Origin of the sequence: Kitasatospora sp. NPDC098652 (assembly GCF_044760155.1) — a bacterium.
In the GTDB taxonomy this organism is placed as follows: domain Bacteria; phylum Actinomycetota; class Actinomycetes; order Streptomycetales; family Streptomycetaceae; genus Kitasatospora.
Genome location: NZ_JBIWAQ010000029.1, coordinates 62,413 through 77,464, shown reverse-complemented (window position 1 = coordinate 77,464; position 15,052 = coordinate 62,413). Strand labels below are relative to the sequence as shown.

At 73.5% G+C, this 15,052-nt stretch carries 16 protein-coding genes and 1 pseudogene; 7 read left to right on the top strand and 10 right to left on the bottom strand.

The genetic code is table 11. The features are described from left to right. Nucleotides 1-1,136: 1,136 nt before the first annotated feature. Nucleotides 1,137-2,129: a hypothetical protein gene (locus ACIQWA_RS36860; protein WP_402490468.1), complete on the bottom strand. Its 993-nt coding sequence runs from the start codon at nucleotides 2,127-2,129 to the stop codon at nucleotides 1,137-1,139. Nucleotides 2,130-2,217: 88 nt separating this feature from the next. Then, nucleotides 2,218-2,532 (bottom strand): annotated as a pseudogene (locus tag ACIQWA_RS36855) (hypothetical protein); the annotation flags it as partial. On the opposite strand from ACIQWA_RS36855, the gene ACIQWA_RS36850 reads away from it, so the two are divergent. From ACIQWA_RS36850 to ACIQWA_RS36840, 3 genes are all read left to right on the top strand, one after another. Further along, nucleotides 2,470-2,778: a hypothetical protein gene (locus tag ACIQWA_RS36850; RefSeq protein WP_402490465.1), complete on the top strand. Its 309-nt coding sequence runs from the start codon at nucleotides 2,470-2,472 to the stop codon at nucleotides 2,776-2,778. The pseudogene ACIQWA_RS36855 and the gene ACIQWA_RS36850 sit on opposite strands and share 63 nt — an antisense overlap. Nucleotides 2,779-3,447: 669 nt before the next feature. Then, nucleotides 3,448-4,302 (top strand): replication-relaxation family protein, encoded by an 855-nt coding sequence (locus tag ACIQWA_RS36845; protein WP_402490457.1) that lies wholly within the window; start codon nucleotides 3,448-3,450, stop codon nucleotides 4,300-4,302. 118 nt (nucleotides 4,303-4,420) lie between these two features. Further along, on the top strand, nucleotides 4,421-4,735 hold the full coding sequence (locus tag ACIQWA_RS36840; RefSeq protein WP_402490455.1) for a hypothetical protein: 315 nt from the start codon (nucleotides 4,421-4,423) through the stop codon (nucleotides 4,733-4,735). Between the two features lie 140 nt (nucleotides 4,736-4,875). Here the strand turns inward: ACIQWA_RS36840 and ACIQWA_RS36835 are convergent, their stop codons facing one another. From ACIQWA_RS36835 to ACIQWA_RS36805, 7 genes are all read right to left on the bottom strand, one after another. After that, nucleotides 4,876-5,868 carry a hypothetical protein gene (locus ACIQWA_RS36835; RefSeq protein ID WP_402490453.1) on the bottom strand — a complete coding sequence of 331 codons (993 nt, stop codon included), beginning with the start codon at nucleotides 5,866-5,868 and terminating at the stop codon, nucleotides 4,876-4,878. 10 nt (nucleotides 5,869-5,878) lie between these two features. After that, a complete protein-coding gene (locus ACIQWA_RS36830) occupies nucleotides 5,879-6,436 on the bottom strand; it encodes a hypothetical protein (protein ID WP_402490451.1) in 558 nt (185 codons plus the stop codon). A gap of 77 nt (nucleotides 6,437-6,513) precedes the next feature. Beyond that, a complete protein-coding gene (locus tag ACIQWA_RS36825) occupies nucleotides 6,514-6,717 on the bottom strand; it encodes a hypothetical protein (RefSeq protein WP_402490448.1) in 204 nt (67 codons plus the stop codon). Nucleotides 6,718-6,943: 226 nt separating this feature from the next. After that, nucleotides 6,944-8,191: a replication-relaxation family protein gene (locus tag ACIQWA_RS36820; RefSeq protein ID WP_402490463.1), complete on the bottom strand. Its 1,248-nt coding sequence runs from the start codon at nucleotides 8,189-8,191 to the stop codon at nucleotides 6,944-6,946. Between the two features lie 517 nt (nucleotides 8,192-8,708). Further along, nucleotides 8,709-9,281 (bottom strand): hypothetical protein, encoded by a 573-nt coding sequence (locus ACIQWA_RS36815; protein WP_402490445.1) that lies wholly within the window; start codon nucleotides 9,279-9,281, stop codon nucleotides 8,709-8,711. A gap of 74 nt (nucleotides 9,282-9,355) precedes the next feature. Then, nucleotides 9,356-10,723 carry a hypothetical protein gene (locus ACIQWA_RS36810; protein WP_402490442.1) on the bottom strand — a complete coding sequence of 456 codons (1,368 nt, stop codon included), beginning with the start codon at nucleotides 10,721-10,723 and terminating at the stop codon, nucleotides 9,356-9,358. 367 nt (nucleotides 10,724-11,090) lie between these two features. Continuing rightward, a complete protein-coding gene (locus tag ACIQWA_RS36805; protein WP_402490439.1) occupies nucleotides 11,091-11,588 on the bottom strand; it encodes a hypothetical protein in 498 nt (165 codons plus the stop codon). Nucleotides 11,589-11,836: 248 nt separating this feature from the next. Here ACIQWA_RS36805 and ACIQWA_RS36800 point away from each other — a divergent pair, with 248 nt between their 5' ends. From ACIQWA_RS36800 to ACIQWA_RS36790, 3 genes are read left to right on the top strand one after another with little or no spacing between them, the layout of a single operon-like run. Continuing rightward, a complete protein-coding gene (locus ACIQWA_RS36800; protein ID WP_402490436.1) occupies nucleotides 11,837-12,667 on the top strand; it encodes a hypothetical protein in 831 nt (276 codons plus the stop codon). Next, on the top strand, nucleotides 12,664-13,149 hold the full coding sequence (locus tag ACIQWA_RS36795; RefSeq protein WP_402490434.1) for a hypothetical protein: 486 nt from the start codon (nucleotides 12,664-12,666) through the stop codon (nucleotides 13,147-13,149). Before ACIQWA_RS36800 ends, ACIQWA_RS36795 begins: the two co-directional genes overlap by 4 nt. Nucleotides 13,150-13,183: 34 nt before the next feature. Continuing rightward, on the top strand, nucleotides 13,184-13,441 hold the full coding sequence (locus ACIQWA_RS36790) for a hypothetical protein (protein WP_402490431.1): 258 nt from the start codon (nucleotides 13,184-13,186) through the stop codon (nucleotides 13,439-13,441). A 213-nt stretch (nucleotides 13,442-13,654) separates the two neighbouring features. Here the strand turns inward: ACIQWA_RS36790 and ACIQWA_RS36785 are convergent, their stop codons facing one another. Next, nucleotides 13,655-14,491 (bottom strand): hypothetical protein, encoded by an 837-nt coding sequence (locus ACIQWA_RS36785; protein WP_402490428.1) that lies wholly within the window; start codon nucleotides 14,489-14,491, stop codon nucleotides 13,655-13,657. Nucleotides 14,492-14,602: 111 nt separating this feature from the next. On the opposite strand from ACIQWA_RS36785, the gene ACIQWA_RS36780 reads away from it, so the two are divergent. After that, on the top strand, nucleotides 14,603-14,968 hold the full coding sequence (locus tag ACIQWA_RS36780) for a hypothetical protein (RefSeq protein WP_402490425.1): 366 nt from the start codon (nucleotides 14,603-14,605) through the stop codon (nucleotides 14,966-14,968). Nucleotides 14,969-15,052: the final 84 nt, after the last annotated feature.

Here is a 15,052-nt window from a genome sequence, read left to right as displayed (position 1 = left end):
AGCTGACGACAGCCCAATCGGTCCAACTTCGCTGTCACAAACTAGCTTTGGTCCAACTTCACTGGCAAACCGTCCAACTTCGCTGTCACAGGTCACCCACCACCCGGCCACCCGCCACCGACCGCCGAGCACCACCACCAGCACCAGGCCGTCGAGAAGGCCGGCCTTCCCGACAGCCACCACCGAGCAGCAGCCGCGGCCCCGCCCCGGCACCCCGTCGCACCCACCTGTCGCGCCCAGACCACACACAGGGGATCAGGGGTATCCGCCCACGTCACACCACACGACACCACCCCAACGCGACAGGCAACACGACAACAGGCGCGACAACCCACCCACTACTCCCGAGCCGCCACCAGCACGGCCTCCACAGCGGCCTGACGGCCACCCAGCCGCCCAGCCGCAACGGCGGCACCCAGCAGCACCCGGACCGACCAGGACGACGGGACGGCGCAGCCGAACCGGGCGCAGCGGGACGGCCCGGCGGCCGACCACGACGACGACCACGACGACGACCAGGGCCCAGCAGCAGGCGGGCAACGCCGGGCGGCGGGCCAGGCGCAGCAGCGGGGCGGCAGGCGGGCACCAGAACGGCGGCACCGGCCCCCGGACAGCGGCCCCAGAACGGCGGGGACGGCGCGGCCGAGCCGGGCGCAGCGGGACGACCTGGCGGCCGACCACGACGACGGCCGGGCCCACCAGCGGGCAGCAGCGCCGGACGGCGGACCGGGCCCACCAGCGGGCGGCAGGCAGGCACCGGGCAGGCAGGGAGCCGCCGAGGCCGACGGCCCGCACAGCGGCCACCGAGAAGCACGCAACCCGACCCCGCCAAACCGAACACCAACCCCCGCCACCACCACACCACCCCAATTCCAACCCGAATCCACACCACCACCGGAAACCAATCCGCCAAAACAACCACACGGAATTACCAGCGGAATTCACCCCCCGAAAACAACCCACAACACCCCGCCCACCCCCGAACAGCCCCACCCCACCCCCGACCCCCACCCTCCACCACACACAGTCACCAAACCCCGACCACAACCACCCGACCCACACCCCCAGACAGGTCCAACCAAAGGTCCAGACAACACGGCATCCAAGGCCAAAACACGCCCACCACAACCAACAGGTCACACACGACGGCCCTTCGCCGGGTAGAGCTTGGCGTGCAGCACGCGGTCCTCCCACCACGGGTCATCCGGGGTGGAGACCAGTGCGGCCATCTGCTCGCGCTTGGTCGGGACGGGCAGCACCAGCGGGCCCAAGTCCTCGGCAGCGCGGTCCTGTTCGCACTGCGGGCACTCCAGCCGGTCCGGGCTGGCCTTCTCCCGCAGCTCCAGCTTCGAGCCCTCCTTCCCGCCGATCGAGCCCCGGCACGTCCAGCACGGGCGCAGTGCGGCGTTCGCCGCCCGGGCTGCCTCCAGCCGTTCCTGGGCCTCCCGCTCCAGGCGCTCCTCGCGGTCCTGGTGGCAGGCCCAGCAGCGGCCGCCGGGCTGGTGGGTCCACTCCACGCGGTTCCCGTCGGGGCCGTAGTGCCAGGTGCTCTCCTGCTTGGGGACCTTGCCGCAGTCGGCGCAGGCCAGGGTGCGCATCCACTCTCGGTGCTCCTGGCGGGCTTTCTTCTCCCGGACCTTCTGGCGCTGGTTGTAGGCAGCGCGGTTGTCCGGGTTCTCCAGGGCGTCGAGCAGGGAGTGCCGGCCGGGGCGGCCGTAGCGCCACCAGACGGGGCCGAGGGGGCCGTGCTCAGCCAGCAGCTCCAGCGTGGTCGCGAGGACGGGCACGGCGTCGTCGTACTCGCGCCAGCCGTCGCCGTCGTTGTCGTCCTGGGTCACGGTCCACCCGGTGCCGCGCCAGCACTCGGCCGACAGGTCCGCCACGGCCTCCTGGCGGTTGGCCAGGGCGGTGGGTCCGGCGCCGGTGACGACCAGGGCGACGGGCGGGTAGCCGGGCCGGGTGTGGCCGGGCCAGGCACGGCGCCACCAGTGCACGGTGCCGTCGGCCGGGCCCCGGTCGGCCAGCGCGGGGTCGGTGCTCTTCACCTTGGTGCGGAACAGCTCGCGGTAGGCGGTGAACTTCGCCGCGACCCGCTCCGGCGCCATGGTGGACCGGTCGACCTCGACCATTCAGGACCGGCACCCCGATCTCCGGGGCCTGCCACACCGCGTCCGGGCGCACCTTTCGCCGACCGCCCGGCAGCAGGAACTCGACCTCGGTCGCCCACTCGGTGACGGTGCCGACCCCGCCCGCGGCTTCGGGCGCGGTCCCGCCCCGTACGAAGGCGAGCACGGTCTCGTTGACGGCCATCGCGTGCTGGGCGCCGGAGCGGCCGGCTCCACGGGCCGTTGAGCCCATCTCCGAGCGGACCATCCCGAGCACGGCGGCGGCCGCGTCCAACCCGGCCGCGCCCTCCAGCCGCCACGTCTTGTGCCGGTCCCGGGTGTTGCCGTCGGAGGCGACCAGGCCGTGCAGCGCGAGATCGCGCAGCGCCTGCCGGATCACGGTGTTCGACACCGCCCGGGGGCGCAGCAGGCGCTGGAGCTGGTCGGCGGTGGCGACCTTGAGGACGCCGAGCGCGCCGAGGACGTCGGCGCGCAAGCTCGTGGTCGAGCCGTTGGGGTTGGCGGCGCCGCGCCGGTACGCGGTCCGTCCCGGCCGGGTCGGCTCGGCGGGTACGACGGCGTCGGCCTGGTCGTCGTTGTCGTCGGGCTGGGCGAGGCTCTGACGGGTGCTCACGGGCTTCTCCCGGTGGTCGTGGTCGGCTGCTGCCTCTGAGGGATATCCGGCCGCTACGACAGCGGCCAAGCCCGTTCCCGACCGGCGCGCCGCGCCCTCTCCAACCACCCCTCTCCGGCCCCGCCGCGACCCCCCGACCAGCGAGCGGCCGGCACCAGCCGGACGCGAGAAAAGAGAAAGGCCCACCGCAGGTGCAACAACCCGAACCGACCAACCGACAACGCCACAACCACAAACGAAAACCAAAAGCAGAAAGACGGGAGAAGAGGGTTGTCAGAATGCGGTGGCGGCCCGGATTCGGGCGCTGAGCTGGGCGGATTCGCCTCTCGGGCCCGAGGCGGCCGGTAGGGGCAGCGGAGGGGGAAACGGCAGGGGGAACGGAAGCGGTCCGGCAAACTAACCAGGGCCACCAAGGTATCGGTGAGTTTCCTTGATGGCCCATCAAGGAAACTCACCAGGCACCTTGATGGACATTCCAGCAGGTCAGAGGCGCGCCGTTCAGACCGCCAGGGGCCCCGAGGTCGGGACTGGTTAGCGGACGGGATTACGGACCGCATTTCGGACCGGTTAGAACGCGGGATACCTTGATGGCAGGAGTTATCAGATCGTTATGAACTACCAACCTTGATGGTGAGAAATCCGGTGAGTTTCGTGGGGTTCCATTCTCCGAGCACGGGATAAGCCCGTACTTCGGAAGGGAGCACATTCGTGCACGGGGATCTGGAGACCGACCACGACGTTCTGGTCACGCTTCACCGCTTCACGCTGGCGACCGCCGAGCAGCTCCACCAGCTGCACGGCGGCACCGCTCTGATCAAGCAGACCCAGAAGCGGCTGACCCGCCTGCACGCCGATGGCCTGGCGGACTTCGTGACCCTGCCGCAGGCCGGCCGGGCGAAGGCCTGGCACCTCACCGCCCAGGGCGCAGCGGTGGCGGCTACCTTCCCCGAGGCCCGTCGCCCGAGCGCCCAGGCGCTGGACGGTGAGCAGCTCGCCGTGAGGCACGGGCGCGAGCACCTGCTCGACGTCGGCCGGATCCACGCCGCCTTCGTCGCCGACGCCCGCGCCCGCGGCGAGGCCTGCGGCCCGCTCGACCTCCTCCCCAACTCGGAGCAGTCGGTCGCCGGCAGTGGGGTGTACCGGCCCGCGGCCGAGCTCGCGTACACCGCCGGCACCGGCGCGGAGCGGCACCGGCTGCGGGCGTTCGTCGAACGGCACCGCCCCGGGGTCGGCGCCGAGGAGACCGCGGCGCAGCTGGCGGCCTGCGCCGCCCTGTGGGAGCAGACCGGCGAGCACGGGGTAGGTCGGGCGTGGGAGCGGCGCTGGCGGTCCTTCCCGCGGCTGCTGGTGGTCCTGGTCGGCACGGCGGCCTCCGAGGTGCGCTCAGCGGTGGCGGACCTGCGGCTGGCCGCCGAGGAGAACCCGGCCGTCGCCGAGCTGCTCACCGCCGTCCCGGCCGGCGCCGCCCGGATCGAGGACCTGGTCCAGCGCGGACCGTCCGCACCGGTCTGGCACCCGCTCGGCCCGCAGGGTGGGCGGGCGTGCGGGTGGACCGAGCTGTAGGCCTGGTCACCACAGGGTTGATCACTTCGTTCTGCCCGCGCAGAGCCAGGCCGAGGCGACGTGGGCACCGGCGGGGCGCAGCCGGGCACGGATCCGGTCGCACGTACGATTGCCTGCCGTGGGCAAGCAGCAGAAGACCTTCGCGTACACCAGCGACCTGATCACGGCGCAGCGCGCGTTGGTGGCGGTGCGGGCGGAGCGCCGAGCGTTCCTGGCCGCGCTGCCGTCCTGGGCCGGTGACCTGGGGGCCGCGCGGCGCGGGGTGAGCGAGGAACAGCTGGTTGAGTCCGCGCGGTTGGAGGAGGCCGAGCGGCAGGCCTCGCACGCGGTGTGGGCCGACGAGTACTGGGCGGGCCTGCCGGTCGAGGACCGGGTCGAGGCCCGTAGCCGGCTCCAGCACATCGACGAGCCGGTCGAGGAAGCGGCGGCGTAGTTGGGGGTTCGGGCCGCACGGCCGCCCGCTCCTGTTCCAGGCCAGTGTCCGAGGCCGGCGGTACGCTGCCGGGGCCCCGAGAAGGCAGGGGAAGGCCGCCACCTGCGGGTGGCGGCCTTCCGGCATCTCGACTTCTCCGTTCAGTCGAGGTCAGCGGATGCCAGGGCCACCGCGAGCACCAAGTACGGGACGGCTTCCAGGCACTGCTCGGCCATCATGCTCGGGTCGGACGCTGTGCCCGCGTCGGCCAGCGCCAGCACCCCGGCACCAGTGGCCGCGTCGACCGCCGCGTCCAGGACCTCGGCCGCGGTGAACTCCCCGCCCGCCGCCAACTCGCGCACCAGGGCGACGGCCTGCGCGGGGTCGGCGCGCCACAGCTCGGCGACCTGGTCACCGGCACCGGCCAGGTCGATGGCCGCGCCCTGTTCCGCGGTCGGGAGCGGCACGGGCCAGGACAGTCCGGGCTCCTCCACGATCTCCTCGGCCCGCGCCAGCGCCACCCTCGCGGCGCTCGTCCGCCGGGCCTGCTCCCGCTCCCGCTCGACGGCGGCCGGCCACCGGGCCTCGTCCTCGGCCCGGGCCGCCTCCAGCAGCGGGGCCACCGTGTGGCCGAGGTAGACGACCGGCAGAGGGTCCACCACGACCCCCTCCTGCCCGGGCGGGGCGTCGGCGACGGGCTGGTACAGCGCCTGCGCCGCCGAAGCGCAGGCCCCGACCGTTGTTGTCAGGGCGGCGATCAGCCGGGCGTGGCGGCGTCGGCGTGCGGGCAGGTCCAGGCCGGCGGGAGTCGCAGTCACCCCCGCACTATGCCGCGCCGCACCCACCGGCGACTTCCGTTCCCGTGAACATCGTGCGGGTGGTCGGCGCCACTGGTAGGACGCGCCGGTCATCGCCTGCTCGACCACGGCGACGGCCGCCACCAGCAGCTCGCGGCGCAGCGCGCCGGAGTGGACCAGGCCGTCGCCGAGCGCGTAGTCGCGGCGTGCCTCGCCCAGGGCGCGGTCGGCGGGCGCGGTCCAGCCGGTGGCATGGCCCGGGGTGAGGTCGGGGGCCGGGACCGCGGGTGTGAGGGCAGCAGCGAAGCGGGTGAGCGGGTCGGCAACCGCCCTGCGCAGCGGCGCGGTGCCTTGCATCGCTTCGGTCCTACAGCGGCACCCCGAGGCGGACCCACTGCGCGTAGACCTCGGTGAGCGCCGTCTCGGTGCCGGCCTGCCACCGGTTCAGGGCCAGATCGGTGGCCGCCGCCCGCACCGCCGGACCGTCGAGGGCCAGGACCGCGACCACCGGCTCCAGATCCGCCGCCATCTCGGCAGGCGTCCGGCCCCTCGGGTAGTCCAGGCTCTCCCCCAGCAGCACCAGCGTCGAGCGCAGCACGCAGGCCTCCTCCCCGTCGCCGGCTGCGGCGCGCAGCGCGGCCAGGACATCCTGCAGGACCTTCAAGGCCCAGGCGGGGAGGACGTAGAGAACGGCCGGGGGCGCGGTGTCCACCGCGGCGGCGGCAAGGTCGGCGGCGATCTCCCCGATGACTTCCCCCGCCGTCTCCAGTGCCAGGGCCGGGAGAGGGTACCCGCCCGGGCGGACGCGGGCCGCGGCCGCGGTCAGGTCGAGGACCTCCGAGAGGTAGGCGGCGTGCTGGATCCAGGCCGGGTTGCCGGGCAGGATCCGAGGCAGTTCCAGGCCCGCCGGGCTCTTCGTCGTCACAGGCCCGAGTATCCCGTTTCCACCGCGTCCGGCGGGCAGTTCCGGCGAAACCCCCGTCCCCGTGACCGCCCTGGTGGTCATCGCCTTGCCCAGGCCGGGCAGGCGGGCTCGTGCCAGGTCGTCCTGACGACCATCCCGCCCGGGGTCAGGTGCTCGCTCGACCAGGTCCGGCAGCACCCAGCCTCGCCCGACCGGGCCGGGGTCGGCAGCCTCACCGTGCGGACCGGGGCGGCGGGGGCGAGCAGGGCGGGTGCGGCCGGACGGCGCTGGCGCCTGCTCATGGGAGTCGTTATGTCGCAGGCTCTGCCCACCACGCCACCGAGCCGAACCCCGCCCCCACCCGGACGGCGTACCGCAGTCCGTTCTAACCGGCCGCTGACCTGCGACGACACCCGAAACTCACCGGGGCCGAGGCGAAACTCCCCAGCGGCCCGAGGCGAAACCCACCGGCCCCGGGGCGAAACTCCCCACCGCAGGTCAGCGGCCTGTGCTCGGAGTGAGGCCGGGTCAGGACCGGCGCCACCAGGAACCGGTGCGCTTCGCCTCGGCAGCCGCGGCTTCGGCGGCGGCCCGCTCGCGCTCGGCGGCCTCCCACGCCTTCCGGTCCGCGTCGGCCTGGCGGCAGCCGGCGCACAGCCCGTCGTCGTTCCAGCCCCGCTCCTTCTCCTCCCACCGCTCATCCGAGAACCGCACCGCACAGCGGCGGCAGGCCGGACGGCGCCGCTCCCGCTCCGCCGCCTCCCGCGCCCGGCGGGCCCGATCCGCCTCCGCCCGCTCGACGGCCAGCAGCTCGTCGCCGTCCGGATTGTCGAGCGCGTCGGTGAGGGTGTGCCAGCCGCGGCGGCCGAACCGGCGCCACACCGGGGCGTCGGCCCCGTGGCGGCGCAGCAGCGGCAGGGTGGTGGCCACGACCGGCAGGGCGCGGTGGTGGTCGCGGGCGTGGACGGCGTCGCCGCCGTACGCGGGCGCGTGCCAGATGTCCTCGGTGGCGGCCTCGACCGCGGTCATGCGGTTGAGCAGCCGCTCGTGGTCCCGCTGGGCCTTCTCCGCCTTCTGCTGCGGGGTGAGCCGCTTGGTGCCGGGGCGGTCGCGCTTGCGGCCGGCCTCCAGGACCAGGGCGACCGGTGGCAGCCCCTCGCGGCCGGTCGGCGGGTAGAGGGTCGGCCACAGCCGCAGGCCGTGCGTACGGGCGCCCCGGCGGCGCAGCGAGGCCTCGAAGGCCGCCTTCGCCGTGCCCTTCGCCGGGAGCTCACACCAGGCCCGGTAGGAGGTGAGCTTCTCCGCGAGGGTGCCGACGCCCTCGTTCTCTCTGTCGACCTCGACCAGGAGCACCGGCACCTTCGCGCCGGGGTCGCGCAGCACGAGGTCGGTGAACAGGGAGCGGCGGTGCGGGATCGGGTGCTCGACCTCGGTGGAGAACGCCTCCAGGTACCCGAACCCGGCGCGGGCGAGAAGGCCGGCGGTGGCGACGACGTCCAGGGCGTGGTCGGAGAACGCCGTGCCCTTGCGGTCGCGCTCGGGGCGCAGCTTGGCCAGCTTCGTCCCGGCCGGGAGCAACTGGGCAGCTTCACGGCGGCCGGCTGCGGTCAGGGTCCACAGCTTGCGGTTGTCCGGCAGGCGCAGCTCCTCCCGCACCCGCCCGGCGGCCGCCAGGTCGACCAGGGCGTCCCGGGTCGCCTTGTCGTTCCGCTGTCCCGGCAGGACCAGATGCCAAAGCTCCCTCGCGGTGGCGCGCTGGAACAGGCCGAGCGACACCAAGACCCCCTTCCTGACCGGTTCCGTCGAGTCCGCCTTCCACCGCGCCTCAGCAGCTGGGGGAAGAGGGTTGTCGCCACGGCCTTGGCCCCTTGTCCGGGGCTGCTGGCCTGCGGAAACGGGCCGGTCGGCCGCCGAGGGCACGGAGGTGCCGGCGGAGGTGCCCACGGAGGCCAGACCGGGCCCCTTGTCCCGGCCGGGCGAGGCCTTCGCCGCCCGCCCCAGCTGATGGTGTTCGGCGGCCTGATCACCGTCGTCCGGGCCGGGTGCGGCAAGCGAGGTGGTGGTCATCGAGGTGGCCTTCCGTCAGCAGGAGGCCGGAACCGGCGCGGTGGCCGGCCCGGCGTCCGGGCGGAGCGCCCGGACGCGGCCGACACTGCACGCAGCCCCCTTGTCCGCGGTCTGACCGAACCCCTTGTCCCACCCCTTGACCACCATGTTGTCCCGCCCGATTCGCCCCGGTCAGGCCCCTTGTCCTCCCGGAATGTCCGTGAGCGGAATCACTACCGACCGGCGGTCAGCGACGACAGTGGTCGCAGTGGCTGCACGCCTGGGTACCGGCGAACGCGCGGTCCGCAGCGGCGACGTCCCGGCCGGTCAACGCGGCGGCGGCGTCCAGGACCCTGCTCAGCGGCTGCCGCCTGGATCTGGCGGGGCGGGTTCCGTCGGCGGCAATGTGACGGTCGACGCGGTCGAGGTGCCGGGCGGGGTCACGGACGAGATCGCTCTGGACCTTGGTCTGGGACCGCCACTCCTCCACCTTCGCTCCCCACTTGGCTTCCGCTTCCTCGGCACTGAGGCTGAACGGCTTACCGATACGGTCCCATTCGGTACCGCGCACCCGCTCGACGATGACCGCGTCCGCGACCACACCGAACAACGCCAGCGCCTGCAAGGTACTCGCCTGGGCCACGTAGTCCCCCGAGACCGCTTCGTCCGAGCAGAGCGTTCCCAACACGTCCTCGGCATGCCCGATCAGTGTCGTCAGGTGACACCCCAGGTTGATGCGTGCCCTGTCGGACGCGGTGAAGTCCTCGGCACGAAGCGAGCGAACGTCCACGTCGGGGGCAGCGGCGGTTTCAGTCGTCATGGGCTGGTCAACGACCAGCCCCTTGCCGGGATGCGGCGAGTACGGCACCCGGGGCGGCCAATCCCGACCGGCCCCTACCAGCGGGTGAGGTGCTCGCCCAGCGCCCGGCGCAGCAGGGCGAGAGCGCCTTCGGCGTCTGGGCAGCGAAGGGGTTCGCCGCTGGCGGCGTTGGCGACGAGGCTGCTGTCGATCAGGGCGGTCCAGGTGCCGCGCTGGACGTCGTACTCCTCGATCCAGCCAACTGGCTGGCCGGCGCGCTGGAGTTCCTGGACGCCCGGGTGGTCGGGCCAGGTGAGGTGAACCAGGCCGTCGTCGAGGGCGGCGCGGTCGGGGTCGCCGAGGCCGCGGGTGGAGGGCAGGCTCCAGCCGGTCGGGCGCTTGAGGGCCAGATGCGGCACATCGGGCATCGCGCGCTCGGCGCGCAGCCGGTCGAGGTGCGCGCGGTGCAGGACGTCCAGGGCCTGGCCGACCGAGCGGTGGGTGCGGGCCCCGCTGGCGGGGTCGGTCAGGACCACAGCTTCCTGGGCGTCCCGGTACGCGGCGGCGATGTGCCCGGCCTGCCCCCACGGCCCGTCCGGCAGCGGCGCGGTCCAGCCGATGGGCCGGCCCCGGTAGAGCAGCTGGTGAACGTCCGTGGCCTGCGGGTCGTCCCAGGAGGCCAACAGCCAGCCCTCACCGACCGTCAGGTCCAGGTCGTCGAGGCGGTCCGGCTCGCCGAACCGCACCGTCGGAATCGTGCACGCCGCGCGGCGCAGCGCCTCGAAGGCCTGCGCCCGCTGCTCGGCCGGGGCAGCCGGGGCGGACACGGCGGCGCCGGGGCGGATTTCGGCCCGGGCCGTTGTCCCGGGTGTGCCGGGGCCGGGCGCGGGGGCGGCATTTGCGGCTCGGGCCGTTTCTCCGGGCTTCGGCGCCGACCCGGCTTCGGGCGCATTTACGGCCCGGGCCGCAGAAGCCAGGACGTGCGGGGCGACGCGGGCCAAGACGTCCGGGCGCATCAGGTCTTCCTCGGCCCGGCGCAGCTCCAGCGCGTCCCCGGTCAGACTGGGCCAGCGGACCTCGTCGCGCGCGTCGGCCGCCGCCGCCCGCACCCGGGCCTCCAGCCGCAGGTACTCCTGATAGAACGCCTCGTACGCGGCCACCGGGTCGGTGTCCACGGCGGTGAAGAAGGCCCGGGCTGTGCTCTCCATGGCGGCGAGGTGGCCCAGCATCGCGGCCCGGACGCCCTCCGGCGCCGGCGCCGTCTGCTCCGGGACCGTCCGGCCCGCCGCCTCGGCGGCGGCCTTGGCCTTGGCCTTGGCGCGGGCCATCTTCGACTTGCACGAGCGAGAGCAGTGGAGAGTGGGCCGGCCCCGGCCGGACTCGGCGACCGGCACCGGCTTCCCGCAGCCCGGCCGCACGCACACCGGCGCCGCCGGCGTCTCCGGCAGCACATCGAACAGCACGTCAGCGCAGGTAGCCGAATTACGGCCCGGGTCGTTACTCACGGTCGGGATCGTAACCCTGACGCCCTCCCGCGCCGATCCCTTTACGACCCGCGAGCCGTAAAACGCGGTCACCCGGCGGGCATCAAGGGGCACGGATTACGGACCGGGCCGGAACTCCTCCGCTACCGCACCCAGCGGTTCAGCACGCGCGGCGCAGCAGCAGCAGCACGTGCCGCTGCACCGTGCTGCCGGTTGTCCCGGCAGCGCCGCACGTTGTCCCGCTGTTGGGTTCGGCCGCTACATGTTGTCCCATCACTGGCCGCTCCCTTGTCCCGCCAGCGATCCCTGTTGTCCCGCTGGCCAGGCGGTCGGGCGATGCACGATCTCAGCCGGCGGACGCCTTCTTCAGATCGCCGGAGCGCTGCCACCAGTCGGCCAGTTCCACGCCGGTGAAGCGAGTCGTCCGTCCCTCCTTGACGCCCCGGGGGAACGGGATGCCGGCGCGTACTGCCTTGCTCTTGCGCGCCCGCACCGACCCGGCATTGGCAGCGGGCAGGATGCCCGCCTCGCAAGCCTGCTCCAGGGTGTACAGCCCGTCTGCGGGAGCGGGCCGAATCGGGGGCTCCGCGGAGGCGGCCTCACGCGGGTTGCCGTCGGCGCGGTCGTCGGCGGTACCGCGCTCCGGTTCAAGGATGCTCGCCTGGGCCGCGTCCCGAAGCCCCGACAGCGCCTCAGCGACGATTCCGATCGCGGTCCCCGCTGCCAAGCACCGCGTGACAGCCTCCCTCACCTTCTCCTCGGCATCACGGCGCTCTTCGGCGGCGAGGTTCAGACGCCGCACTGCCGCGACCAGCGACTGGACCGTCAACGAGTTGTCTCCCATGCCCAGATCAACGCGGCCGCCCGGAACGGGGCACGGACAACCAAGCCCACCGCCGCCGCGGGTTGTGCGGGCCGTCGCAGTCGCAGCGTCGGCGGTGCAGCGGGCACGCTGCTGCACCGCCGGAAGCAGCGGCGTGTAGCAAGGGTGCCCTTGCTACACAGGGAGCAGCGTGCCCGGGTGCAGCAAGGCCGATTTGCTGCACCCGCTGCTTCCCGTGACCGGCAGGGCCCTGCGGCGGTTGCACCGGTATGACGACCTCTCCGCTGTCTGCGCTGCCGCTGCCCGACCCGCCCGACCAAGCCGAAGCCGCGCTCCACCGGGCCCGCACCGCCGGGGAGCAGGCTGGACAGTGGGTGCGCGAGCTCGCCGGACGCCAAGAGGACCAGAGGCACGGCCGGGTACTGGAGCGGGCGGCCGAGGCGATCGAGCGGGCCAGCAACGGGGAGGTTGTCCCCGGTGGCGCAGGACGGCTCACGAAGGAGCTGCGCTACACGCTGTCGGCGGACGTGCTGCTCGGTGCTACACGCACCGGCACCCTGCCCGAGCTCTACCCGGGCGAGCGGCTTGCCCTGGCCACAGCTTGCACGGTGGCGGCCGCCATGCCGGGAACGGCGCTCGGCGACCTGCCACGCGAGCTCGCAATCCTCGCCGACGAACTGAACGCCGCCACCGCGGCCGGCCGCACCGCCACCCAGGCAGGCGACGCCCGCGGGCTGTCCGCCGAACGGCCCCGACTCGTCCTCGGCCACGACCACCACGAGCCGCTCGACCAGCTCGCCTACCGGCACGTCAGCGCCCGGGCGACGGAGGCCTTCCTGATCGCCCTGCACTACCAGGGCCGTGAGGACCCGGCGGCGTACGCGCAGGCCATGCACAACGCGCTGGCGGTCGCCGCGGACGGCGTCGCGGCCGCCGCGCTGCTGCGCGTCGCGGACGATCCCGCGCTCGGCCTGGACGGCGACCAATGGGAGTACCTGCACGAGGTCGCCGGCCGCCTCGACCTGGACACCGTGGAGAACCTCACCGGCGCCAACGGCGACGGCCTGGACGACGCCCGGCCCGCCGAGGAGACCGGGTGAGCACCGCCGTACGGCGAGGACTCGGCCCGGGCGCCGGCAAGGTCCTGGCCGACACCGTCCGCGCGCCCCGCACCCCTCCCCCGTGGTCGCCGGCCGCCGTAGAAGGCGCGCTGCGCACCACGCTGGAAGCCTTCGAGGATGCGGCCGAGCCGTGGCGGGACGCCTTCGAGGGCCTGGACGAGGATGCCCTGACGGAGGCCGCCACCGAAGCGCGCGGCTTCGGCGCCGACCCGGCGGCCGCCGTCGACCAGCTGGTGCGCGACCTGGTCGGCTGGCTCGACCAGTGGCAGCGCGCGATCGGCGAACTCGGCCGCGCGCTCACCGCGGCCGCGCAGGAGAGGCCGCTGCCCGAATGGGCCATCGGCGTCGGACGCGCCGAGGACGTCCGCTGGCGCCAGGCCCGCCAGGCGCTGCTGGAGGCCGTCACCCGCCACCACCACGGGCGCCTGCCCACCGCGCCCGCCGCCGACCGGCCGTGGTGATCACCACCGTCCGGCACGCGGGAGAATAGACCGGGTGACCATCAGTCAGCCACTCGGCCGCGGCATCAGCGCCGTCATCCCCTCCGCCCAATCCGCCACCACGCCCGGCGAGCGCGCCGCCTCCCAGCTCCTCCACCTGCGTGAGGCGACCGTCCCCGTGCCGGTCCTCGCCGCGGCCGCCGAACTGATCGCCCCACAGCTCGACGACCCCGACCCGGCCACCCGCGAGGCCGCCGGCGCCGTCCGTGCCCTCCTGCTCGCCGCCATCGAGGACGCCGCACCCGGCCGGTAGCCGGCCGCACGGGCCGGATGTCCCACCCTTGTCCCAGGCCCGGCCCAGAGCACCGTCACCAGGCGAAACGCCTTGGACTGTCCTAGCGAAACAGTCGAAACCGGACACCCTGAGACTCACCTAGGACAGTTGCTGAGACACCACGTCCCAGCATCGCCAGACGGGTCGACGCACGGCCGTCCGGCCGTGGCATCAGCTGCGGAAGCCGCCGTTTTACCGGCGGGGCCAGCCGTTCACGAAGGTCTGCAACTGCGCACGCTGCCGCTGCTCGTCGGCGAGCACCTCGGCCAGGATCCCGCGGTCGACGTACGGCTCGACGGCCGCCATGAGCAGGTGGTGCAGCTCGTCGCGCTCCAGCGCCTCGACCTCCCACTGCACCGGACGGACGGGGTCGAAGCCGTACTTCGCGGCGAAGGCGGGCCAGCGCGGGTCGCCGGCCTTGCCCTCCGCTGGCGGTAGCCCGTAGGCGATGCGCTGCTCGTTGGTGAGCAGGACCCTGGTCACCGAGCTCCAGCAGCCGGTGCGCTGCACCCAGTCCCGCTCAATATCCTCACCGCTACAGTCGAAATCGCCGACCACGAGTAGAACGCCAGGCCTGGGGTCTGCGGTGACGCGCTCGCGGACCTGCTGAACGTAAGACTGGGAGCTGAAGCCGCGTACGACGATGACCGGGATGCCGTACTCCTCCAGCCAACTGGTGAACAGCACCCGCAGGGTGTCCTTCTCGGCGGCGACGTACAGCGCCACCTTCTGGCCGCGGGTGCGGTCCAGGCGGAACCAGCCGGGCACCTGCCCGACCATCTCGGTGTTGTCCTCCCAGGCCGGTGGGACGTGGATCTGGCGCACCGTGTCGATCAGGTCCGGGAACCAGCCGGCGCGGCGGGCGGCGGCCACTCGGGCGGAGAGGTGCTTGTAGGCGGAGACGGTGTGCGGGATGACTCCGAGGGAGACCAGCCGGTAGTAGCACTGTCGGAGAGTGACGTCGCCTCCGTAGCCGAGCACCACCTGCTCGGCCCGCCCGAGGACCTCCGCCCACCTGATCCGTCCCATGAGGGACATGTACCCAAACGGCCACGCCCCAGGCCACAGGCTTGTGGCTACCAGAATGGAGTTCCGGCGAAGTCGCCCGGCCGCGACGCGGGCGACGTTAGGTTGAGCGCCATGGCCACCAGCACCGACGGGTTCATCCGCCCGCAGATCGCCTCGCAGCTCCACCGCGCCGGGCAGCCGGTCGAAACGGCCCGCAAGCCCGCGGTGTGGACCCTCGCCCATCGCGGCTACAGCGGCTCCGGGCGTTTGGACGTCTGGGTCTATCGCACGAAGAAGGCCGCGCTGCGGGCCGGCGCCGAACTGGCCTGCATCTGCTTCGCCCACCCCGAGGAGCAGCAGGCAGCCCGCACGCTGTTCAACGCGGGCAAGTACCAGCAGGTCCTCGACCTGTACGAGGACACCCACCCCGACACCCACCTGCTGCGCGTCCAGGTCGCCTTCCTGCAGGAGGACGGCGGCGACCACGGCGACGGGTGAACTCACATGTCGCCGTCACCGCCTGCCCGACCTGCTCGCTCGGGCGCCCGGACCGCGGCAGGCCAAAGCGACCTGGGACGGGCC

Coding starts and splice junctions, on each gene's coding strand:
- ACIQWA_RS36860 (WP_402490468.1), bottom strand. CDS start 2,129: ATGGTCGAGGTCGACCGGTCCACCATGGCGCCGGAGCGGGTCGCGGCG.
- ACIQWA_RS36835 (WP_402490453.1), bottom strand. CDS start 5,868: ATGCAAGGCACCGCGCCGCTGCGCAGGGCGGTTGCCGACCCGCTCACC.
- ACIQWA_RS36825 (WP_402490448.1), bottom strand. CDS start 6,717: ATGAGCAGGCGCCAGCGCCGTCCGGCCGCACCCGCCCTGCTCGCCCCC.
- ACIQWA_RS36815 (WP_402490445.1), bottom strand. CDS start 9,281: ATGACGACTGAAACCGCCGCTGCCCCCGACGTGGACGTTCGCTCGCTT.
- ACIQWA_RS36805 (WP_402490439.1), bottom strand. CDS start 11,588: ATGGGAGACAACTCGTTGACGGTCCAGTCGCTGGTCGCGGCAGTGCGG.
- ACIQWA_RS36800 (WP_402490436.1), top strand. CDS start 11,837: ATGACGACCTCTCCGCTGTCTGCGCTGCCGCTGCCCGACCCGCCCGAC.
- ACIQWA_RS36785 (WP_402490428.1), bottom strand. CDS start 14,491: ATGGGACGGATCAGGTGGGCGGAGGTCCTCGGGCGGGCCGAGCAGGTG.
- ACIQWA_RS36780 (WP_402490425.1), top strand. CDS start 14,603: ATGGCCACCAGCACCGACGGGTTCATCCGCCCGCAGATCGCCTCGCAG.